The organism is Prochlorococcus marinus XMU1408 (assembly GCF_003208055.1).
In the GTDB taxonomy this organism is placed as follows: Bacteria; Cyanobacteriota; Cyanobacteriia; order PCC-6307; family Cyanobiaceae; genus Prochlorococcus_B; species Prochlorococcus_B marinus_A.
The window spans coordinates 92,793-108,381 of sequence record NZ_QJUE01000004.1 but is presented as its reverse complement, the minus strand read 5'-3'; the positions used below and the strand labels follow the sequence as shown (position 1 = coordinate 108,381).

The 15,589-nt window shown below is 34.0% G+C and carries 18 protein-coding genes and 1 pseudogene; 10 read left to right on the top strand and 9 right to left on the bottom strand.

Going from position 1 to position 15,589, the window contains the following annotated elements; translation table 11 throughout:
• From DNJ73_RS06405 to DNJ73_RS06395, 3 genes and pseudogenes are all read left to right on the top strand, one after another.
• Nucleotides 1-617, top strand: a pseudogene (locus tag DNJ73_RS06405) (chlorophyll a/b binding light-harvesting protein); the annotation flags it as partial.
• Nucleotides 618-876: 259 nt separating this feature from the next.
• Nucleotides 877-1,989, top strand: a complete 1,113-nt coding sequence (locus DNJ73_RS06400) for a chlorophyll a/b binding light-harvesting protein (protein WP_158466887.1) — start codon at nt 877-879, stop codon at nt 1,987-1,989.
• Nucleotides 1,990-2,167: 178 nt separating this feature from the next.
• Nucleotides 2,168-3,223, top strand: coding sequence for a chlorophyll a/b binding light-harvesting protein (locus tag DNJ73_RS06395; RefSeq protein ID WP_158466886.1), 1,056 nt, complete (start codon nt 2,168-2,170; stop codon nt 3,221-3,223).
• A gap of 82 nt (nt 3,224-3,305) precedes the next feature.
• On the opposite strand, the gene DNJ73_RS06390 is transcribed toward DNJ73_RS06395, so the two are convergent.
• Nucleotides 3,306-3,875 (bottom strand): hypothetical protein, encoded by a 570-nt coding sequence (locus tag DNJ73_RS06390; protein ID WP_158466885.1) that lies wholly within the window; start codon nt 3,873-3,875, stop codon nt 3,306-3,308.
• A gap of 130 nt (nt 3,876-4,005) precedes the next feature.
• Between DNJ73_RS06390 and DNJ73_RS10215 the strand changes: the two genes are divergently transcribed.
• The gene (locus tag DNJ73_RS10215) at nt 4,006-4,149 is read left to right on the top strand and encodes a DUF393 domain-containing protein (RefSeq protein ID WP_257473389.1); all 144 of its coding nucleotides are present in this window, start codon (nt 4,006-4,008) and stop codon (nt 4,147-4,149) included.
• A 24-nt stretch (nt 4,150-4,173) separates the two neighbouring features.
• Entirely contained in the window at nt 4,174-4,314 is a 141-nt protein-coding gene (locus tag DNJ73_RS10210; RefSeq protein ID WP_257473388.1) for a hypothetical protein, read from the top strand.
• Between the two features lie 165 nt (nt 4,315-4,479).
• Here DNJ73_RS10210 and DNJ73_RS06380 read toward each other — a convergent pair whose 3' ends face one another.
• Nucleotides 4,480-4,821 (bottom strand): phenylpyruvate tautomerase MIF-related protein, encoded by a 342-nt coding sequence (locus DNJ73_RS06380; protein WP_158466884.1) that lies wholly within the window; start codon nt 4,819-4,821, stop codon nt 4,480-4,482.
• A gap of 208 nt (nt 4,822-5,029) precedes the next feature.
• Here DNJ73_RS06380 and DNJ73_RS06375 point away from each other — a divergent pair, with 208 nt between their 5' ends.
• From DNJ73_RS06375 to DNJ73_RS06365, 3 genes are all read left to right on the top strand, one after another.
• The gene (locus DNJ73_RS06375; RefSeq protein WP_158466883.1) at nt 5,030-5,209 is read left to right on the top strand and encodes a hypothetical protein; all 180 of its coding nucleotides are present in this window, start codon (nt 5,030-5,032) and stop codon (nt 5,207-5,209) included.
• A 105-nt stretch (nt 5,210-5,314) separates the two neighbouring features.
• Nucleotides 5,315-5,881 carry a pentapeptide repeat-containing protein gene (locus DNJ73_RS06370; RefSeq protein ID WP_158466882.1) on the top strand — a complete coding sequence of 189 codons (567 nt, stop codon included), beginning with the start codon at nt 5,315-5,317 and terminating at the stop codon, nt 5,879-5,881.
• Nucleotides 5,882-5,978: 97 nt separating this feature from the next.
• Nucleotides 5,979-6,218, top strand: a complete 240-nt coding sequence (locus tag DNJ73_RS06365; RefSeq protein WP_158466881.1) for a hypothetical protein — start codon at nt 5,979-5,981, stop codon at nt 6,216-6,218.
• 238 nt (nt 6,219-6,456) lie between these two features.
• On the opposite strand, the gene DNJ73_RS06360 is transcribed toward DNJ73_RS06365, so the two are convergent.
• The gene (locus tag DNJ73_RS06360; protein WP_257473387.1) at nt 6,457-6,726 is read right to left on the bottom strand and encodes a hypothetical protein; all 270 of its coding nucleotides are present in this window, start codon (nt 6,724-6,726) and stop codon (nt 6,457-6,459) included.
• A 395-nt stretch (nt 6,727-7,121) separates the two neighbouring features.
• Nucleotides 7,122-7,964 carry a PfkB family carbohydrate kinase gene (locus DNJ73_RS06350; protein ID WP_158466878.1) on the bottom strand — a complete coding sequence of 281 codons (843 nt, stop codon included), beginning with the start codon at nt 7,962-7,964 and terminating at the stop codon, nt 7,122-7,124.
• Nucleotides 7,965-8,096: 132 nt separating this feature from the next.
• Between DNJ73_RS06350 and DNJ73_RS06345 the strand changes: the two genes are divergently transcribed.
• Nucleotides 8,097-8,447, top strand: coding sequence for a DUF2834 domain-containing protein (locus tag DNJ73_RS06345; protein WP_158466877.1), 351 nt, complete (start codon nt 8,097-8,099; stop codon nt 8,445-8,447).
• 35 nt (nt 8,448-8,482) lie between these two features.
• Here the strand turns inward: DNJ73_RS06345 and DNJ73_RS06340 are convergent, their stop codons facing one another.
• Nucleotides 8,483-9,721, bottom strand: a complete 1,239-nt coding sequence (locus tag DNJ73_RS06340; RefSeq protein WP_158466876.1) for an MFS transporter — start codon at nt 9,719-9,721, stop codon at nt 8,483-8,485.
• On the opposite strand from DNJ73_RS06340, the gene DNJ73_RS06335 reads away from it, so the two are divergent.
• Nucleotides 9,706-11,301: an alpha/beta hydrolase gene (locus DNJ73_RS06335; RefSeq protein ID WP_158466875.1), complete on the top strand. Its 1,596-nt coding sequence runs from the start codon at nt 9,706-9,708 to the stop codon at nt 11,299-11,301. The two genes, DNJ73_RS06340 and DNJ73_RS06335, sit on opposite strands and share 16 nt — an antisense overlap.
• On the opposite strand, the gene DNJ73_RS06330 is transcribed toward DNJ73_RS06335, so the two are convergent.
• The 4 genes from DNJ73_RS06330 to DNJ73_RS06315 form a co-directional block, all read right to left on the bottom strand.
• Complete coding sequence (locus tag DNJ73_RS06330) at nt 11,295-12,317, bottom strand: ABC transporter permease (RefSeq protein WP_158466874.1); 1,023 nt, start codon at nt 12,315-12,317, stop codon at nt 11,295-11,297. The two genes, DNJ73_RS06335 and DNJ73_RS06330, sit on opposite strands and share 7 nt — an antisense overlap.
• A gap of 2 nt (nt 12,318-12,319) precedes the next feature.
• On the bottom strand, nt 12,320-13,897 hold the full coding sequence (locus DNJ73_RS06325) for an ABC transporter substrate-binding protein (RefSeq protein ID WP_158466873.1): 1,578 nt from the start codon (nt 13,895-13,897) through the stop codon (nt 12,320-12,322).
• Between the two features lie 41 nt (nt 13,898-13,938).
• A complete protein-coding gene (locus DNJ73_RS06320) occupies nt 13,939-14,157 on the bottom strand; it encodes a hypothetical protein (RefSeq protein ID WP_158466872.1) in 219 nt (72 codons plus the stop codon).
• Nucleotides 14,158-14,249: 92 nt separating this feature from the next.
• Nucleotides 14,250-15,566 carry a homoserine dehydrogenase gene (locus DNJ73_RS06315; protein WP_158466871.1) on the bottom strand — a complete coding sequence of 439 codons (1,317 nt, stop codon included), beginning with the start codon at nt 15,564-15,566 and terminating at the stop codon, nt 14,250-14,252.
• Nucleotides 15,567-15,589 lie beyond the last annotated feature (23 nt).

Genomic DNA, 15,589 nt, shown 5'->3' with positions numbered 1-15,589 from the left:
ACCATTTACTTTTCTTTGGTGTTGCATGTATTTGGTTCGTTGAATGGGCCAGAATTCATGGAATTTATGACCCTGCAATAGGAGCTGTTCGACAGGTCGAGTACAACCTTAACTTGACTAACATTTGGAATCATCAGTTTGACTTCTTAGCCATTGATAGCCTTGAGGATGTCTTAGGTGGTCATGCTTTCTTAGCTTTCATCGAAATCACCGGTGGAGCCTTCCATATCGCCACTAAGCAAGTTGGTGAATACACCAAATTCAAAGGAGCTGGTCTTCTCTCAGCAGAAGCAATTCTTTCTTTCTCTCTAGCAGGAATTGGTTGGATGGCTGTTGTAGCTGCATTCTGGTGTGCCCAGAATACAACTGTTTACCCTGAAGCTTGGTATGGAGAAGCTTTGATCTTGAAGTTTGGTATCGCTCCTTATTGGATTGATAGTGTTGATCTCTCAGGAGGTCCAGCTTTCTTTGGTCATACAACTAGAGCTGCTTTGTCAAATGTTCATTATTACTTTGGATTCTTCTTTCTCCAAGGTCATTTATGGCATGCTTTGAGGGCTATGGGATTTGACTTTAAGAAAGTTCTTAAAGAACCTCTCCCTGCACAGCTTTATTGATTCCTTGAAAATTTGAATTTTTTAGAGAGAGGGAATTTAACCCTCTCTTTTTTTGTCTCTAATCATTTGCTTTAAAATTTTTATCGATTGCTTCAATGAAATTCTCTTCAATCATTGATTTAATAAACCAAATAAGACTTAACTTCTCTTTTATATCTGCAAAAAAGAATTTCAAACATAACGACCTTTAACTATTCTGCACATATCAATTGAACAGAGTGTAATCTGCACCCATATTTCCCTGATTCGCTTAGAAATTATGCAGAGCTATGGAAATCCAGACGTTACTTACGAGTGGTGGGCTGGTAATTCTGTGGTCACCAGTCGTTCCGGTAGATTCATAGCCTCCCATATTGGGCATACAGGCTTGATCGCATTCGCGGCTGGAGGAAGTACCCTTTGGGAACTTGCTCGCTACAACCCAGAGATCCCTATGGGGCATCAAAGCTCCTTATTCCTGGGACATCTTGCCGCCTTTGGCCTTGGCTTTGATGAAGCTGGTGTCTGGACAGGTGTTGGTGTCGCAGCTGTTGCCATTGTTCATCTGGTTTTATCAATGGTTTATGGAGGTGGTGCTTTATTGCATGCAGTTTATTTTGAGGCTGATGTTGCAGATAGCGAAGTTCCAAGAGCTAGAAAGTTTAAATTGGAATGGAATAATCCAGATAATCAAACTTTTATCCTTGGGCACCATTTATTCTTCTTTGGAATGGCTTGCATAGCCTTTGTTGAATGGGCAAGAATCCATGGGATCTACGACCCAGCCATTGGTGCGGTAAGGCAAGTTAATTACAATCTTGATTTGACTATGATTTGGAATCGACAATTTGATTTCATTGCAATTGATAGTCTTGAAGATGTTATGGGCGGTCATGCTTTTCTTGCTTTTGCCGAATTGACTGGTGCAACTATTCATATGGTTGCAGGTTCAACTCAATGGGAGAACAAGAGACTTGGCGAATGGAGTAAGTATAAGGGAGCTGAATTGCTCTCTGCTGAAGCCGTACTTTCTTGGTCATTAGCTGGAATTGGTTGGATGGCAATTGTTGCTGCTTTTTGGGCTGCTACAAATACAACTGTTTATCCCATTGAGTGGTTTGGAGAGCCATTGAAATTACAATTCTCTGTAGCTCCATACTGGATTGATACAGCTGATAGCACTGACATAACAGCTTTCTTTGGTCATACAACTAGAGCTGCTTTAGTTAATGTTCATTATTATTTTGGATTTTTCTTCTTGCAAGGTCATTTCTGGCATGCTTTACGTGCTTTGGGATTCGACTTTAAGAAAGTTTCAGAAGCTATTGGTAATAACGAAGGTGCAACAGTCAGGGTTGAAGGCGCAGGTTTCAATGGAAGAGCACCAAGATAAGTACATTAAAAAACTAAAATATCCCTCCCTTTGGGGGGGTATTTTTTTGTCTTTTTATAAGTAAAAAGGCTTTTTTTGGTAAAAAATGAGAGATACCTATAAAGACCTCTAACTATTCTGGTAAAAACAATTCCAATAAGTGTAATGTATCCAAAATTTCGACTTTAATTCCTTAATTATGCAGACCTACGGAAACCCAGACGTCACTTACGGGTGGTGGGTTGGCAATTCTGTGGTGACCAATCGCGCAGGTCGATTCATAGGGTCACATATCGGCCATACTGGCCTCATTTGCTTTGCAGCAGGTGGAAGCACCCTTTGGGAGCTTGCTCGCTACAACCCAGAAATACCAATGGGACATCAGAGTTCCATATTTTTAGCTCATCTAGCCTCTCTTGGAATTGGCTTTGATGAAGCTGGTGTCTGGACAGGTGCAGGGGTAGCCACAATTGCTATTTTTCACTTGATTTTTTCAGCTGTATATGGAACAGCTGGATTAGCTCATTCACTTTTATTTGATCCGGACTTGCAAGATGGTCCAATACCAACCACAAAGAAGTTCAAACTTGAATGGGACAACCCAGATAATTTGACCTTCATTCTTGGACACCATTTAATTTTCTTTGGGGTGGCAAATATTTGGTTCGTCGAATGGGCTAGATGGCATGGTATCTATGATCCAGCTATAGGAGAAATCAGAACAATCTTCCCTGGATATGGAGACTTTGGAATGGTTTGGGGACATCAGTTTGACTTCCTAACCATTGATAGTCTTGAAGATGTTATGAGCGGACATGCCTTCTTAGCTTTCGTTCAAATAAGTGGTGGTGCATGGCACATCGCTACAAAACAGCTTGGCGAATACACTGAATTCAAAGGAAAAGGATTGCTTTCTGCTGAGGCAGTTCTTTCTTGGTCTCTTGCAGGTATTGGTTGGATGGCAATTGTTGCTGCATTCTGGTGTGCGCAAAATACAACTGTTTATCCTATTGATTGGTATGGAGAGCCTTTGGCTTTGAAATTTGGTATTTCCCCTTATTGGGTTGATACAGGAGATGTATCTGATAGCACTGCATTTTTAGGCCATACAACTAGAGCAGCTTTGTCAAATGTTCACTATTACTTTGGATTTTTCTTTATTCAAGGTCATATCTGGCATGCTCTTAGAGCAATGGGCTTTGATTTCCGTCGTGTTGTTGGATCAGTAGCTTCTCTAGCAACAACTGAGAGTTAGTAGATTTAAGCTCTAATTTCCAATAAAAAAGCCTCATCAAATTTGATGAGGCTTTTTTATTGGAAAAATTTCTAATTAAAATTTATTCCCTTTTTATATCAGTATTGTCGTCATTAAATGAATCCTGAGAAGGAGTTTCTAATTCGCTAGTTGGGTTGATATCAGGCTCAGTCGTTACTTCAGGCTCAGTCGTTACCTCAGGCTCAGTCGTTACTTCAGGCTCAGTCGTTACCTCAGTCTCAGTCGTTACTTCAGGCTCAGTCGTTACTTCAGGCTCAGTCGTTACTTCAGGCTCAGTCGTTATTTCAGGCTCAGTCGTTACTTCAGGCTCAGTCGTTACTTCAGGCTCAGTCGTTACTTCAGGCTCAGTCGTTATTTCAGGCTCAGTCGTTACTTCAGGCTCAGTCGTTACTTCGGGTTTCGACTCGGTTGATTCATCTTTAAGTTGAGTTGGATCTTGATCTAATTTTGTTTGAATTATTTCTTTAACTATCAGAAAAAGTTTTTTTAGATTTGAGAAGAGTTCTATAAAATTCTCAAATATATCTTTAAGGATACTTTTTATCTCTTGAGCTTTCTCTCCTTTGTTGAAGAAAAGTAATGCGGAAACAACAGCTACAGAGATTAATATGAAAATAAATAGGGCACCCATTAGTTTTATCAGTTAGATATCATTAAGATCCCTCTTTATTCTCAAGCTATCAAGTCTTTATTTACATTGAACAACGAAGATAGTATTTCCTTCTTAATTTAAAGATACTTGTGAGTTTTTGAATTTTCTTATGAATACAGTCAAACTAACTATTTTTTTTGATGGAGAATGCCCCTTTTGTAAAAGGGAGGTTGATTTCTTGCAATCAAGAAATAATAAGGGATATTTAAATTTTATTGATATCAATAGTTCGGACTTTCTCCTAGATTCTTAATACGGAATTACTTACAAACAAGCTATGGAGAGAATCCACGCTTTTAAAAGTGATGGCTCATTAATTAAGGATATTAAGGTTTTTCAAGAGGCTTATAAATTGATTGGCTTGGCTTGGCTTGGATTTATGCTCCAACAAAATTGCCTTTTTTGGAAAAATTTATAGAGTTTATATATGGATTATGGGCAAAATACAGATTAAAAATAACCTTTCAACCTTCTTTAGAGAAACTATACGATGAAAGGGGTTGTGAACTCTTTTCATTAAATAAATAGTTAATTTATTTAATGAAAATATTTTTCTGCAATATTTCTAAAAAGAATCAATTCACTATCCAAATGTCGAACTATTGAATCCCCAATTTGAGGCTTTTACATCTATAAATTCAATATAAATCCTATTCGTTTTTATATTTGTTTTAGATGAAATTAACTCACACAAAGCCTTGCTCATCGAGGAGGGGGTTAGTGAGCCAATTGATTTAAACTTGATAAAACAACAAGGTTCATCGGAGCCGGCAAATGTCATCAGCCTATCTTTTTGGAGCATAGTCATTACATAATTTTCAGGCTTCCCAGTAAGATCAGCAACCATTTTTGAAATATCTTGTTGGAGTAAATCATCATTGTCCACTAAACTTTTCGAGGACGTGTTGATTTGAATAAATGGCATGAGTGAATGAGTCTTTGAGAGAATATTAATACTTTGATCGGATATTAAACTTTCAATGTTTTTAAGGAGAATTGATCTATTTATGGGATTTGCAATTAATCAAGATTTTTTTAAAATCTTAAGTAAATAGAAAGATCCTATTGATTTAACTGTTAGAGCCTCGTTAATCCTTGTTTTCTAGTAATTTAGATTTGATGTATTTCAAACAATGAATCAGAATTTTCAAGCTTTAGTACAAGAAGCAACCAAAGATAATTCTTCAACTGACCAAACCTTTTTATTTGGAGGAGCATTACTCTTTTTTAATCTTTTTGTAATGCTGTTTGTTGGAATGTATTGGATGAACCCAGAAATGCATGAATTTATCTCTGGAAGACCTCTTTTGTGAAATCTTCTGATAATTCCTAATACATTAAATTGTCTTATCAATGCTCATATATTTCTTAAATAAGAGAGATAATTAGATTATTCAGATGGACATTCATCTTTACTCATGAATTTTGATCGACTTATCTCAAAAATAATCAAATCAGCTTTGAGTTTATTAATCATATTATTTGGTGTGAACCCAGTTTTTGCAGGAGCAAATGTAGCAACTAAAGGAGAAGGTGATGAAGTGCCCAGTTATGTACGTTCTGACATAACTGGATTTGATTTTCATGGTGAAGACTTACATCTATCTTCTATAGCTGGTGCAGTAGCTAGGGATGCTGACTTCAGCAATGTTGATCTTCATGGAACAACATTAACTTTGTCTGATCTTAAAGGTTCTAATCTAAATGGAATCGATCTTACTGATACTCTTTCAGATAGAGTTAATTTTCAGAAAACTGATCTTAGAAATGCTGTTTTGATAAATATGATTGCTTCTGGGAGCAGTTTTGCGGGAGCTAAAATTGATGGAGCTGATTTTACTTTTGCAATTTTGGACAGTGAAGATCAAAGAAATCTTTGTAAAATTGCTGATGGAGTTAACCCAACAACAGGTGTTTCAACTAGAGAGAGTCTTGAATGCGTAGGCGAAAAAGATTCATACAAACCTGCTATGCCAGCTGCTTAGAATTAGTAAAATTATACAAAGAATTGTTATAAAAAAATAGTAACTTCTTGCAATTTTGTTTTTTTTGGTTTTCTTTAAAGAAGAAATTAAAAGTATTGTGAAGAAATTTTGGCCTCGTCGTTTAGATGCAGAAGGTTTTTCAATTGAAAACCTTGCTCGTAAATATCGTGAAAAGATTTCTAGAGTATCTACTAATATAAGTTCAAATCAAAAATCAGATGATAGTAATTTTATACCTATCAAAGAAGATAACAAAAAAATATCATTAGCTTCTCTTCCTACGAAGAGAGGACATTGGGCAAATAGAGATTTTTCTGAATACCGAAATGTTGCTTAAAATTTATTTTTTGAAGAAATATTCTTTGAGTTCTGTATGTTTTTAGTAAGGGGGATTGTTGATAAAATAAATGAAATGACAAATAATAAAGTAATACTTACTAGACTCCAAAATGTTATGTTAGAGAGTTCTAACTCTCCAAATGAAACTGTTAGGTAAATATTCAACTTTAGTTAAAGACATTTTTCATATATATTTTAGCAATAATGAGATATAATTTAATTTTAATCTTTAAGATTTATACATATTTTTTTTTGCCATCATCACTTATTTTGTATATTCCCCCTTTTGGACCCACGAATAACATTTCTCCATTTATTTTTGATTTGCCAAATTTGCTTAGCCTAGTTCGATGAATATCTGCTTTTTCTCTTAGTTCATCCTCTGAATACCATGTTCCTAAGGGGATATTCTTGGAAGGATCAAGTAAAAGTGAGTTCGTAAATTCCTCAGATATTCTTTTTCTTCGAACATTTATATTTTTGAATCTTTGCTTAAATCTCTCCATTAGATTCTTTCGATTAGAAAAACCTTTTCTTCTTTTAAATTTTATGTAGAGGTATAAAAATATTGTGATTAGAAATATTGGGATTAATCTCACTATGGATAATTATTATCTATCACAATTAAAGCAACTTATGAGAAATAAAGCCAGGAGATACATCATAAGAAATTATTTTTTTAAGCATTGCTTTTCACTTTCTTTTAATTATCAAATCGAATCCTAGATTTGTTTTTTTTGAAAGTATTTCTTTTTTAAAAATACCTTTTTTAAATAAGCTAAGGATGATTATTATTGACTCAAAAAAAAGAGCTATTATTGAAAATAATAGGAGTATAAAATTATTTGAAATCGAGTCGTTTTTTTTAATTGATAATCTTTGAGGTGATTTGTTTTTCATCTTAATAAGGACCGTAATGTGTTGAGCATTCAGCTCCGCAATAAGCCCCTATTTTAATTGCTTGATCTAAATTTAGTTTTGCTGAAAGGGCAGTAGTAACTGCTCCTGCAAAGCAGTCTCCACATCCATAGGTGTCTATTTCCTTTGAACTAGGTTGAATTGAATTATATTTATGTTTATCAGGATAAATTGTTCCACCTGATTTTCCTTCTGTTGATATATATATCTCTGGTTTGGGTGCAAACTCTTCGTAATTTATTTTTTCGCCAGGATCAAGACCACTTCCAATTAATGCATTGATTTTAACTTTTGAATTTCTTAAAGTATTTTCACCTGTTCGTGGAGTAGCGGCAAGAAAATTAGCTTTTCTTGCAAATCTTATTCCTTCTTCATCCGTAGCAGTTACGAAAATACCATCGTAATTTTTCATATGACTCCAAGGGAGATCATCTGATGCAATGGGTTGCAATCTTTCCCCAATAACTGTAATAGCTCTCTCTCCATCTTTACTAATCAAACTAATGCCTTTTCTAGTAGGTTTTTCACGCCAAGCTACTTTTAAATTTAAACCAAGCTTAGTTAATCTTTCATAGCATTTTTTACCGTAATTGTCTTTACCTAATGCTGTGATCAAGTCAACTGGTCCATTTATTAATCTTGCCATTTGAACAGCTGCTACTGCTGCTCCACCGGCTGCTTCTTCATAGTAATCTTTTGCATGAGAAATTTGTCCTGCCAATGGAAGCTGGTCAACTTTTAAGAAAGTTACCCATTCTATATGACCAATTACAGCTAACTTAAGCTTAGGTAAGCTATATATTTCTTTAGGTGCGTTATTTTGCATTACTAACTAACGATGTTATGCCTAATATAGTTAGTTAAAATAATTGGTAAATCTATAATCTTTTTTATTCATAAATCTGAAAAATCTTCTAATAGTTCTGATATATTACCATGTATTAAATAAAAATTTATTATGATAAAGCAGATTAAATGGTTGAAATGGGTCTATTTGGTATTAGCTATACTAGGTGCCATTTTACCTACACTTTCAAATATTGAATTTGTAAAGATCTATGGACCTTCTTTTGATATTCAATTGTTTATAGAGATGGCTAATAATAATCCAGCTTCTCAGTCTTTATCTAGAGATCTTTTTATAGGTTCAACAGCTGTATTCGTTTGGATAATTTCTGAATCTAAAAGATTAGAAATGAAAAATTTATGGGTAGTTATATTAAGTACATTCATTATTGCATTTGCTTTTTCTGCTCCTCTCTTTTTATATTTAAGGGAATTAAGAATCGAGGAAATAAATAGGGAGTGAATATATTTAAAAGATTTTAAAGGATTAGATACTATTTATTTAATCCTTTTACATATAGGGATTAATAATATACACATAAGACTGATTATTAACCATAATTGAAAGGCTGTTTCATGATTATCAATTAATCTTCCAGCCATCCATGGAATTGTTAGAGCACTGATTCCAAAGCATTGAGAATATAAAGCTATAGCTGAACCTTGATATTTGTCTGGAGAAGACTTTATAATCGCATCTGAGGCTGAGGGAAGAAATATGCATAGAGCAATCGTTAGAGGAATAAAAGCTATAATTACTAATAAATATCCGTTGAGTAAGAAATTAGAAAGAGATAATAAAATAAATCCTATAAGTAATGAGATTAAGCAACTTTTAAATTTTAAAGTTGAATTCTTATTCCTTAAAATATAACCAACTGGCCATTGTAAAATTGCAATTAGAATAAGTTTGAATGTGATTAATGATGCAACTCTTTGCTCTAATAAAGGTGGTCTTATTATTCCACCATTTGCTAGATCTAATGGTAAGATACTCTGCAACAGACTCATTACTCCTGTTACAAATAGAGTTAATGATAACAAAGGAAATAATTCGAAAATCCACTTTATGTTAATATTTTTTTTTGATTTTTTATGATCAGTTTCTCTATTTATTTTAGTCATTAATTGTTCATTGTTTTTTAAAATTTTTAGTTTTTTCATTAGTATATTAAATATATATAACATGCAAATAATATCTACGAAATATATTATTCTTGCGATTTCAAAATATGTTCCAATAGTCCCAAGTGAAACTCCTAAAGTGACACCAATTGCATCAGCACTTCTTGCAAGGGAATAACCTTCACTTGTGTTGATTTGATTATTACAGTTCGATGGAACTGCAATTTCTGCTGATGGCCAATAAATGCCAGCTGCAGCTCCTAAGAAAAACTGACCAGCAAGGTAAGTAAAATAATTTTGGCAATTAAACAGAATAAAATCAGATATTATTGCTATTAAGCATGCAACTTTAATTGTTTGTCTGTAGCAATATTTTTTGTCAATTAAATAGCCTGTACCTAACCTTGTTGTTATCCCTGCAAATGCTGCGCTTGCTATGCCACTTCCGATTTGTTCGGCTGTAAACCCTAAGCCGTTAAAAATTACAGGACTTAAATACAATACCCCTCCTGCTCCTATTGCTGTCCATAACCGAGCTTTTATGATTACTCTTAGGGATAATGGGAATCTTTCCCAATAATTGCTAATTCTAGAAGTTGATACCAATTCCATTCATCAAAAAATTAGTTGTTCTTGGGTTGGCTGGAAGCTTATTAGCCCCTTTCTATATAAATCCAAAAATTAGAGCAGCAGAAAGATTTGAAATTCATTTTGATGGAATGTCTATTCCGATATCTATTAAAGAATTGATTGATTGGAGCAATAGTGAGGAGCAAACAAATTCAGAATTAGCCAGCTGGCTCAATTTACTTGGCTTTAAGGAAAGAAAGGGGTTAACTAAGTTTTTAAATACCCCTTTAGTAAGAGATAAAAGTATGGCGAGACAAATTTTGAGAAGTTGGTCTGGTCGCAAATTACTTGATGAAGTTAGTGATTTAATTCTTATGGATGAAGACAGCTCTGGTAATAGTGTTTTAGATACTTTGGAAAACCTTTTAAATGAAAAAGATGAGGTGACAACTTTTGATCTTCTTAATTCACTTTCAGTCAAAGCGATTCATATTGATTTGGATGGTTGGATTGAAGTCGCTAATAATTGGAGGAATGAGTTAAAACAACAACAACAACTAATATCTGATTTGGTTTCAATGAATGAGATATCTAGTACAAGAGAAGAAAGGGATCGTTCAGCTTTTGAGATTAAGGAAACAGAATATGAATTGATTTCTTTAAGTGTTTCTCATCGAAATGAGCCTTTAAAGTTAGAGGTTTGGAATCCCTCCTCTAGAGAAATATCTAGGAAAAATTGGGTTTTGTTAATGCCAGGACTAGGAGGAGATGGTAAACATTTTAATTGGCTTGCAAGAAGTCTTAGTCATAATGGTTGGTCTGTTGTTGTACTTGCTCATCCAGGTAGTGACTCATTAGCATTAGAAGCTTTGGTAAAAGGTAGGCTTCCTCTCCCAGGAGCGGATGTTATCCCTGACCGAATGAATGATTTAGATGGTGTTCTTCACGCAAAAAAGATAGGCAAAATTGATATTTCTTCAGAAAATGTCGTTTTGATTGGCCATTCATTAGGAGCTCTAACTGCTGTTTTAGCTTCAGGTGCGGAAATAGATGATCAACTTGAAAGTAGATGCCAGAAGGTACTTGATAATCTTTCTCTTACTAATTTATCCTCACTTTTACAATGTCAATTGGTTGATATTAGTTTGCCAGATAGAGAAAAAATAGAAAATCTTTCAGCTATTGTTGGTATGAATAGCTTTGGGAGCTTTTTGTGGCAAAGAAATTTAGATAATCAAATAAATATCCCTCTTTTTCTAACGGGAGGAACTTTTGATTTGGTTACTCCATCTATTAGTGAACAACTCGGATTATTGCTCTCTGTTAGTTCAAGCCCATTCAGTAGAGTTCTTTTAATTGAAGGAGCCAGTCATTTTTCACCTATTAGAGTAGAAGGACAGATGAATCAGTCTGAAGGTAAGGATTTATTTAATCTGGGAGAATCAATTGTGGGCTATCATCCACTTTCTGTTCAGAGCTTATTGGCTATTGAGATAATAAGTTTTTTAGAAAAACTAGAAGAAAAAAAAGCAATTCCTTCTAAAACTAATCTAACTAAAGGTGAGCTTAAATTTCATGTTTTGGATAAGTCTATAATTGAAGAACTTATCAAAGTTCAGTAGCTGACTCTTGGATCAATATATGCAATAGCTATATCTATTCCAACGCTAACCATTACGACTAGACTTGATATGGTCACCACTATACCTTGCACGACAGGATAATCTCTTTGGTTAATAGCCTCTTGCAGACCAAGTGCAATTCCTGGCCATGAAAATGTTATTTCAATTAAAAGTGCACCACCAATTAAAGAAGAAACTGTTAAACCAGTAATTGTTAATATTGGGAGTAGTGTATTTGGGAAGGCATGTTTAATTAATATCCTAGATTCACTTATACCTCTACTTTTTGCGGCTTCAATATAATTTTTTTTTAAAACTTCCTCTAAATTTAATCTTAAGGACCGACTAAATATTCCGCTTAATAACATTCCTAAAGTGACTGAGGGCAATATCAAATGTTTAAAAGAACTAAATATCATCTCAAGGTTTTTGTCTAAAATACTATCTAAAAGTAGAAAACCAGTAACTGAGTGAGGAACACTAATACCTGGGGGGTATCTTCCCCCTATGGGTAACCAACCTAGTAGTACAGCAAAAATGATTTGGATTAGCATTGCGGCCCAAAAAGGAGGAAGAGCATATGTGCCAATACCAAAAATTCTTCCAATAAAATCTATTTTTCCTTCAGGTTTAATGACGCCTAAAAAACCGATTAAATATCCGACTAATGAAGCTATTAATATTGCAAATATTGCTAATTCAATGCTAGCAGGAAGAGCTTTAGAAATAATTACTTTTACAGGTTCTTGTGTGTTAAGTGAGATACCTAAATTTCCATGAATTAAATTATTTAAATATTCAAGATATTGACTAATTAAGGGTTTATCTAATCCAAGCTTAATGCGTAGACTCTCGCGTGCGAATTCATTAGCTCTAGTGCCAAGAATTGCATCTACAGGGTCACCTGGAGCAATTCTTAGCAATATAAAAACTAAGCTTGAAATTAGCCAAAGCATAATTGGCAAAAGAGCTAATCTGGAAAAAATATATTTGAAAAGTTCTTTTTTAGTTGACAAAATTAGTTTCTTTTTAAGTTTTTTAGAATAATTAATCCATTATTCGAAAATTCTGGTTGAGTTATATCTGTTAAAGACCAAGCTTTAGGCTTTACTAGCCAAACTGGTAAGTAGGAACTTCCTTGTGCTGCAAGTTCTTCAACTTTTACTAAAGTATTTAATCTATTCTCACCCTCTAATTCTTCACTTTTATTCAACAGTTCTTGGACTTTATTATTCCCCCAAAAACTACCACTGAAAACAGCTTCTCCTTTAAGGCAAGTATTATTATTTATTTTGGTACAACTTAATAAAGGAGTTAAGTATGCTTCTGGATCAGGGTATGAACCAGTCCAATCTAATATGACTGCTTCAAAGGCACCTTCGGAAAGTTGCTTGTAAACTGTTGTTGATTCAACGCCATTTAAACTTATTTTTATACAATCAGATAAATCTCTTTTTATTTGATCTTTCCATGTAAGAGCAAGTAATTTATCTGCAGGTACGTTGGATCTAAATGTCAATGGAATGCTAAGAATATCTTTTTCGCAGTAACCTTCTTTCTTCAATAAAGTTCTTGCTAAGTTAGGTTTGTATATAGGCCATGGTGAAAATTCTTTTTTATATAGTTGAGGCGGAACTATTGACCTTAAAGGTTCTCTAGTCCCAAAACTTACTTGTTTACTTATTAGTTGTCTATCAAGAGTGTATGATAAGGCTTCCCTAACTCTTTGATTTCCTAAAGGTGATTTGTTGCTTTTAAATGTAATAAATCCAATCTCTATTGCTTTACCTTCGCCTGATCTAAGTTTATCGTTCTGCACCATTCTATTTAATGTGACACGCTGCATATCATCTATTGAATTTGAGATTAGAACATCAACTTCTTTTGTTTTAATTGCACCAAAAAGTGTACTAGAATTACTATAGTTAATAAAATCTATACCTTGATTTAGTGGTTTTTCACCCCAATAGTTTTTGAATGGTTTGATTGTTTGTTGAGTCGCACTAAAACTTTTTAAAAAATATGGACCCGTCCCAATAAAACCTTTGTTATTGAATTTATCTTTGAAGTTTGAATATGAACTAGGAGATACTGGAGTTAAATTAACTGAAGTTAAAAGACTTTTAATAGAACTCGATGGCTTTTTTAATTTTATCCTTAGTAAAAATTCATCTTTTATTTCAATATCTTCTATTTTGTCATTTAATAGGTAATTTAAAGTTCCTATCTTCATGAAGCGATTAAGGCTAAACTTCATTGCTTCTGCATTGAAAATACTTCCATCGTGAAAAGAAATATTTTTTTTAAGTGGAATATCTATTAGCAAACCATTCTTGCTAACTTTTGGTAAATCTTTGGCTAAGTTGGGCGATAGATTTCCTTGTTTATTAATTTTGTATAAAGTATCCCCAAGCGCACTTAATATTTGTAAAGTCCTAAGAGTATTTGCCTGAGCAGGATCAAGTGACTCAACTTTTCCTGCACTTGCAACAATAATATTTTCTCTTCTCTTATTTTGAACGCAAGACAACTGCAAAAGTATCAAAAAAATACTTAATATCTTGAAAATATTTTTTACATTCCCTACTTTTAACATTTTTATAGATTTCTAAAGTTTTTTGTTACTTAGATAACCATTTAGCAGTTTTGGTATATTTGTTTAATTGATATCTCGAAAACTGGAGATCCATTTGGATTGAGTGGCCATTCTCTAACCCAACACTTTTCATAAGAATTATCTATTCCTAATACTTGAAATAGTTTTTCTTGATTCTTTAAATAAACGCAATCTCCTTGATTAATATTTTTCGATATTTCTTTTCTGGGATTTTCTATTATGCTTTTAGATGATTTCATGATGTGAGTTTGAAAAGAAATTTAAATCAAAATTTCTTTTGTTATATTTATATAATTAGCAACTTAATTTGGATTTGACTAGTCTTCGTTAGCTAAAGGCAACCCATAGTTGCTCCAATTCTCTTTACTTGCGGCAAGCTTTGAATATCTGAAAGAGCCTCTTTAAGCTTACCTAGTTTTATCTTATGAGTAATAACCACTATTTCGGCTTCATTGTTAATGGCATCAAATTGGACGATTGATTCAATAGATATTTTTTTCTGTCCAAAAATTGTCCCAATTTGTCCGATTACTCCAGGTGCGTCTTCTGCAATTAGTCTTATATAATTTTTTTTTGATATTTCTTTCTCTTCAGCCACATGGCAACTTCTCCAACTTTTTGCGGATAGAAGAGGATCTAAATTTAGGCTTTTTTCTTCGCTCATTGACTGAATCCCTGCAATGTTAAGTATGTCTGCTACTACGGCTGATGCAGTTGGACCTGATCCTGCACCTGGTCCAAAAAACATAACTTGGCCAATTGGATTTCCTTCTACAAGAATGGCATTGTTTACTCCATTTACGCCTGCTAATGGATTATCCTCTGGTACCAATGTGGGTTCAACCCAGATAGATAGAGGCTTGCTTGCTTGGATATCTGATTGAGCTTTGCCTTTCTCGGAAATTGCCAAAAGCTTAATCCCATATCCTAATTTTCTAGCGTAATTGACATCTATTGCTTCTAGGCTATTTATTCCTTTAGTTGGAATATCAGCTCGATTAATAGTTCCACCAAATGCAAGTCCACTTAAAATGGCAATCTTATCAGCTGCGTCAGATCCCTCCACATCTGCAGCAGGATCACTCTCTGCATAACCAAGTTCTTGAGCATCTTTTAAGACATCAGAATAATTAGCTCCTTCTTTATCCATTCTTGAGAGTATGTAGTTAGTTGTTCCATTAATTATTCCGCTAACTTTAGTTATTTGATTACCACCAAGTGATTGCTTCAATGGCTCAATTATGGGGATTCCTCCTCCTACTGCTGCTTCTATGAGTACATAAACTCCAGCAGCTTTTGCTTCATTTGCTATTTCTTCACCATGTCTTGCAATTACAGCTTTATTTGCAGTGACAACAGATTTTCCAGATCTTATAGCTTGGATAATTAATGATTTTGCTGGCTCTATTCCACCCATTACTTCAACAACTATTTGAATATTGGGATTATTTATTATTTCAATTGCGTTCGTAGTAAGTATTGAAGCTGGGAAAGATATGTCTCTTCTCTTTTGGAGATTTCTTACTGCGATTGCAATCAGTTCTAGTTCTCCAACTAATGGATGTCTGTCGTTTGGGTTGCTAATTATATTTGCAACACCCTTCCCAACAGTGCCTAGGCCAAGTAAACCAATACCAATTTTTTTCATGTTTTTATTATGTGATAGTTTTT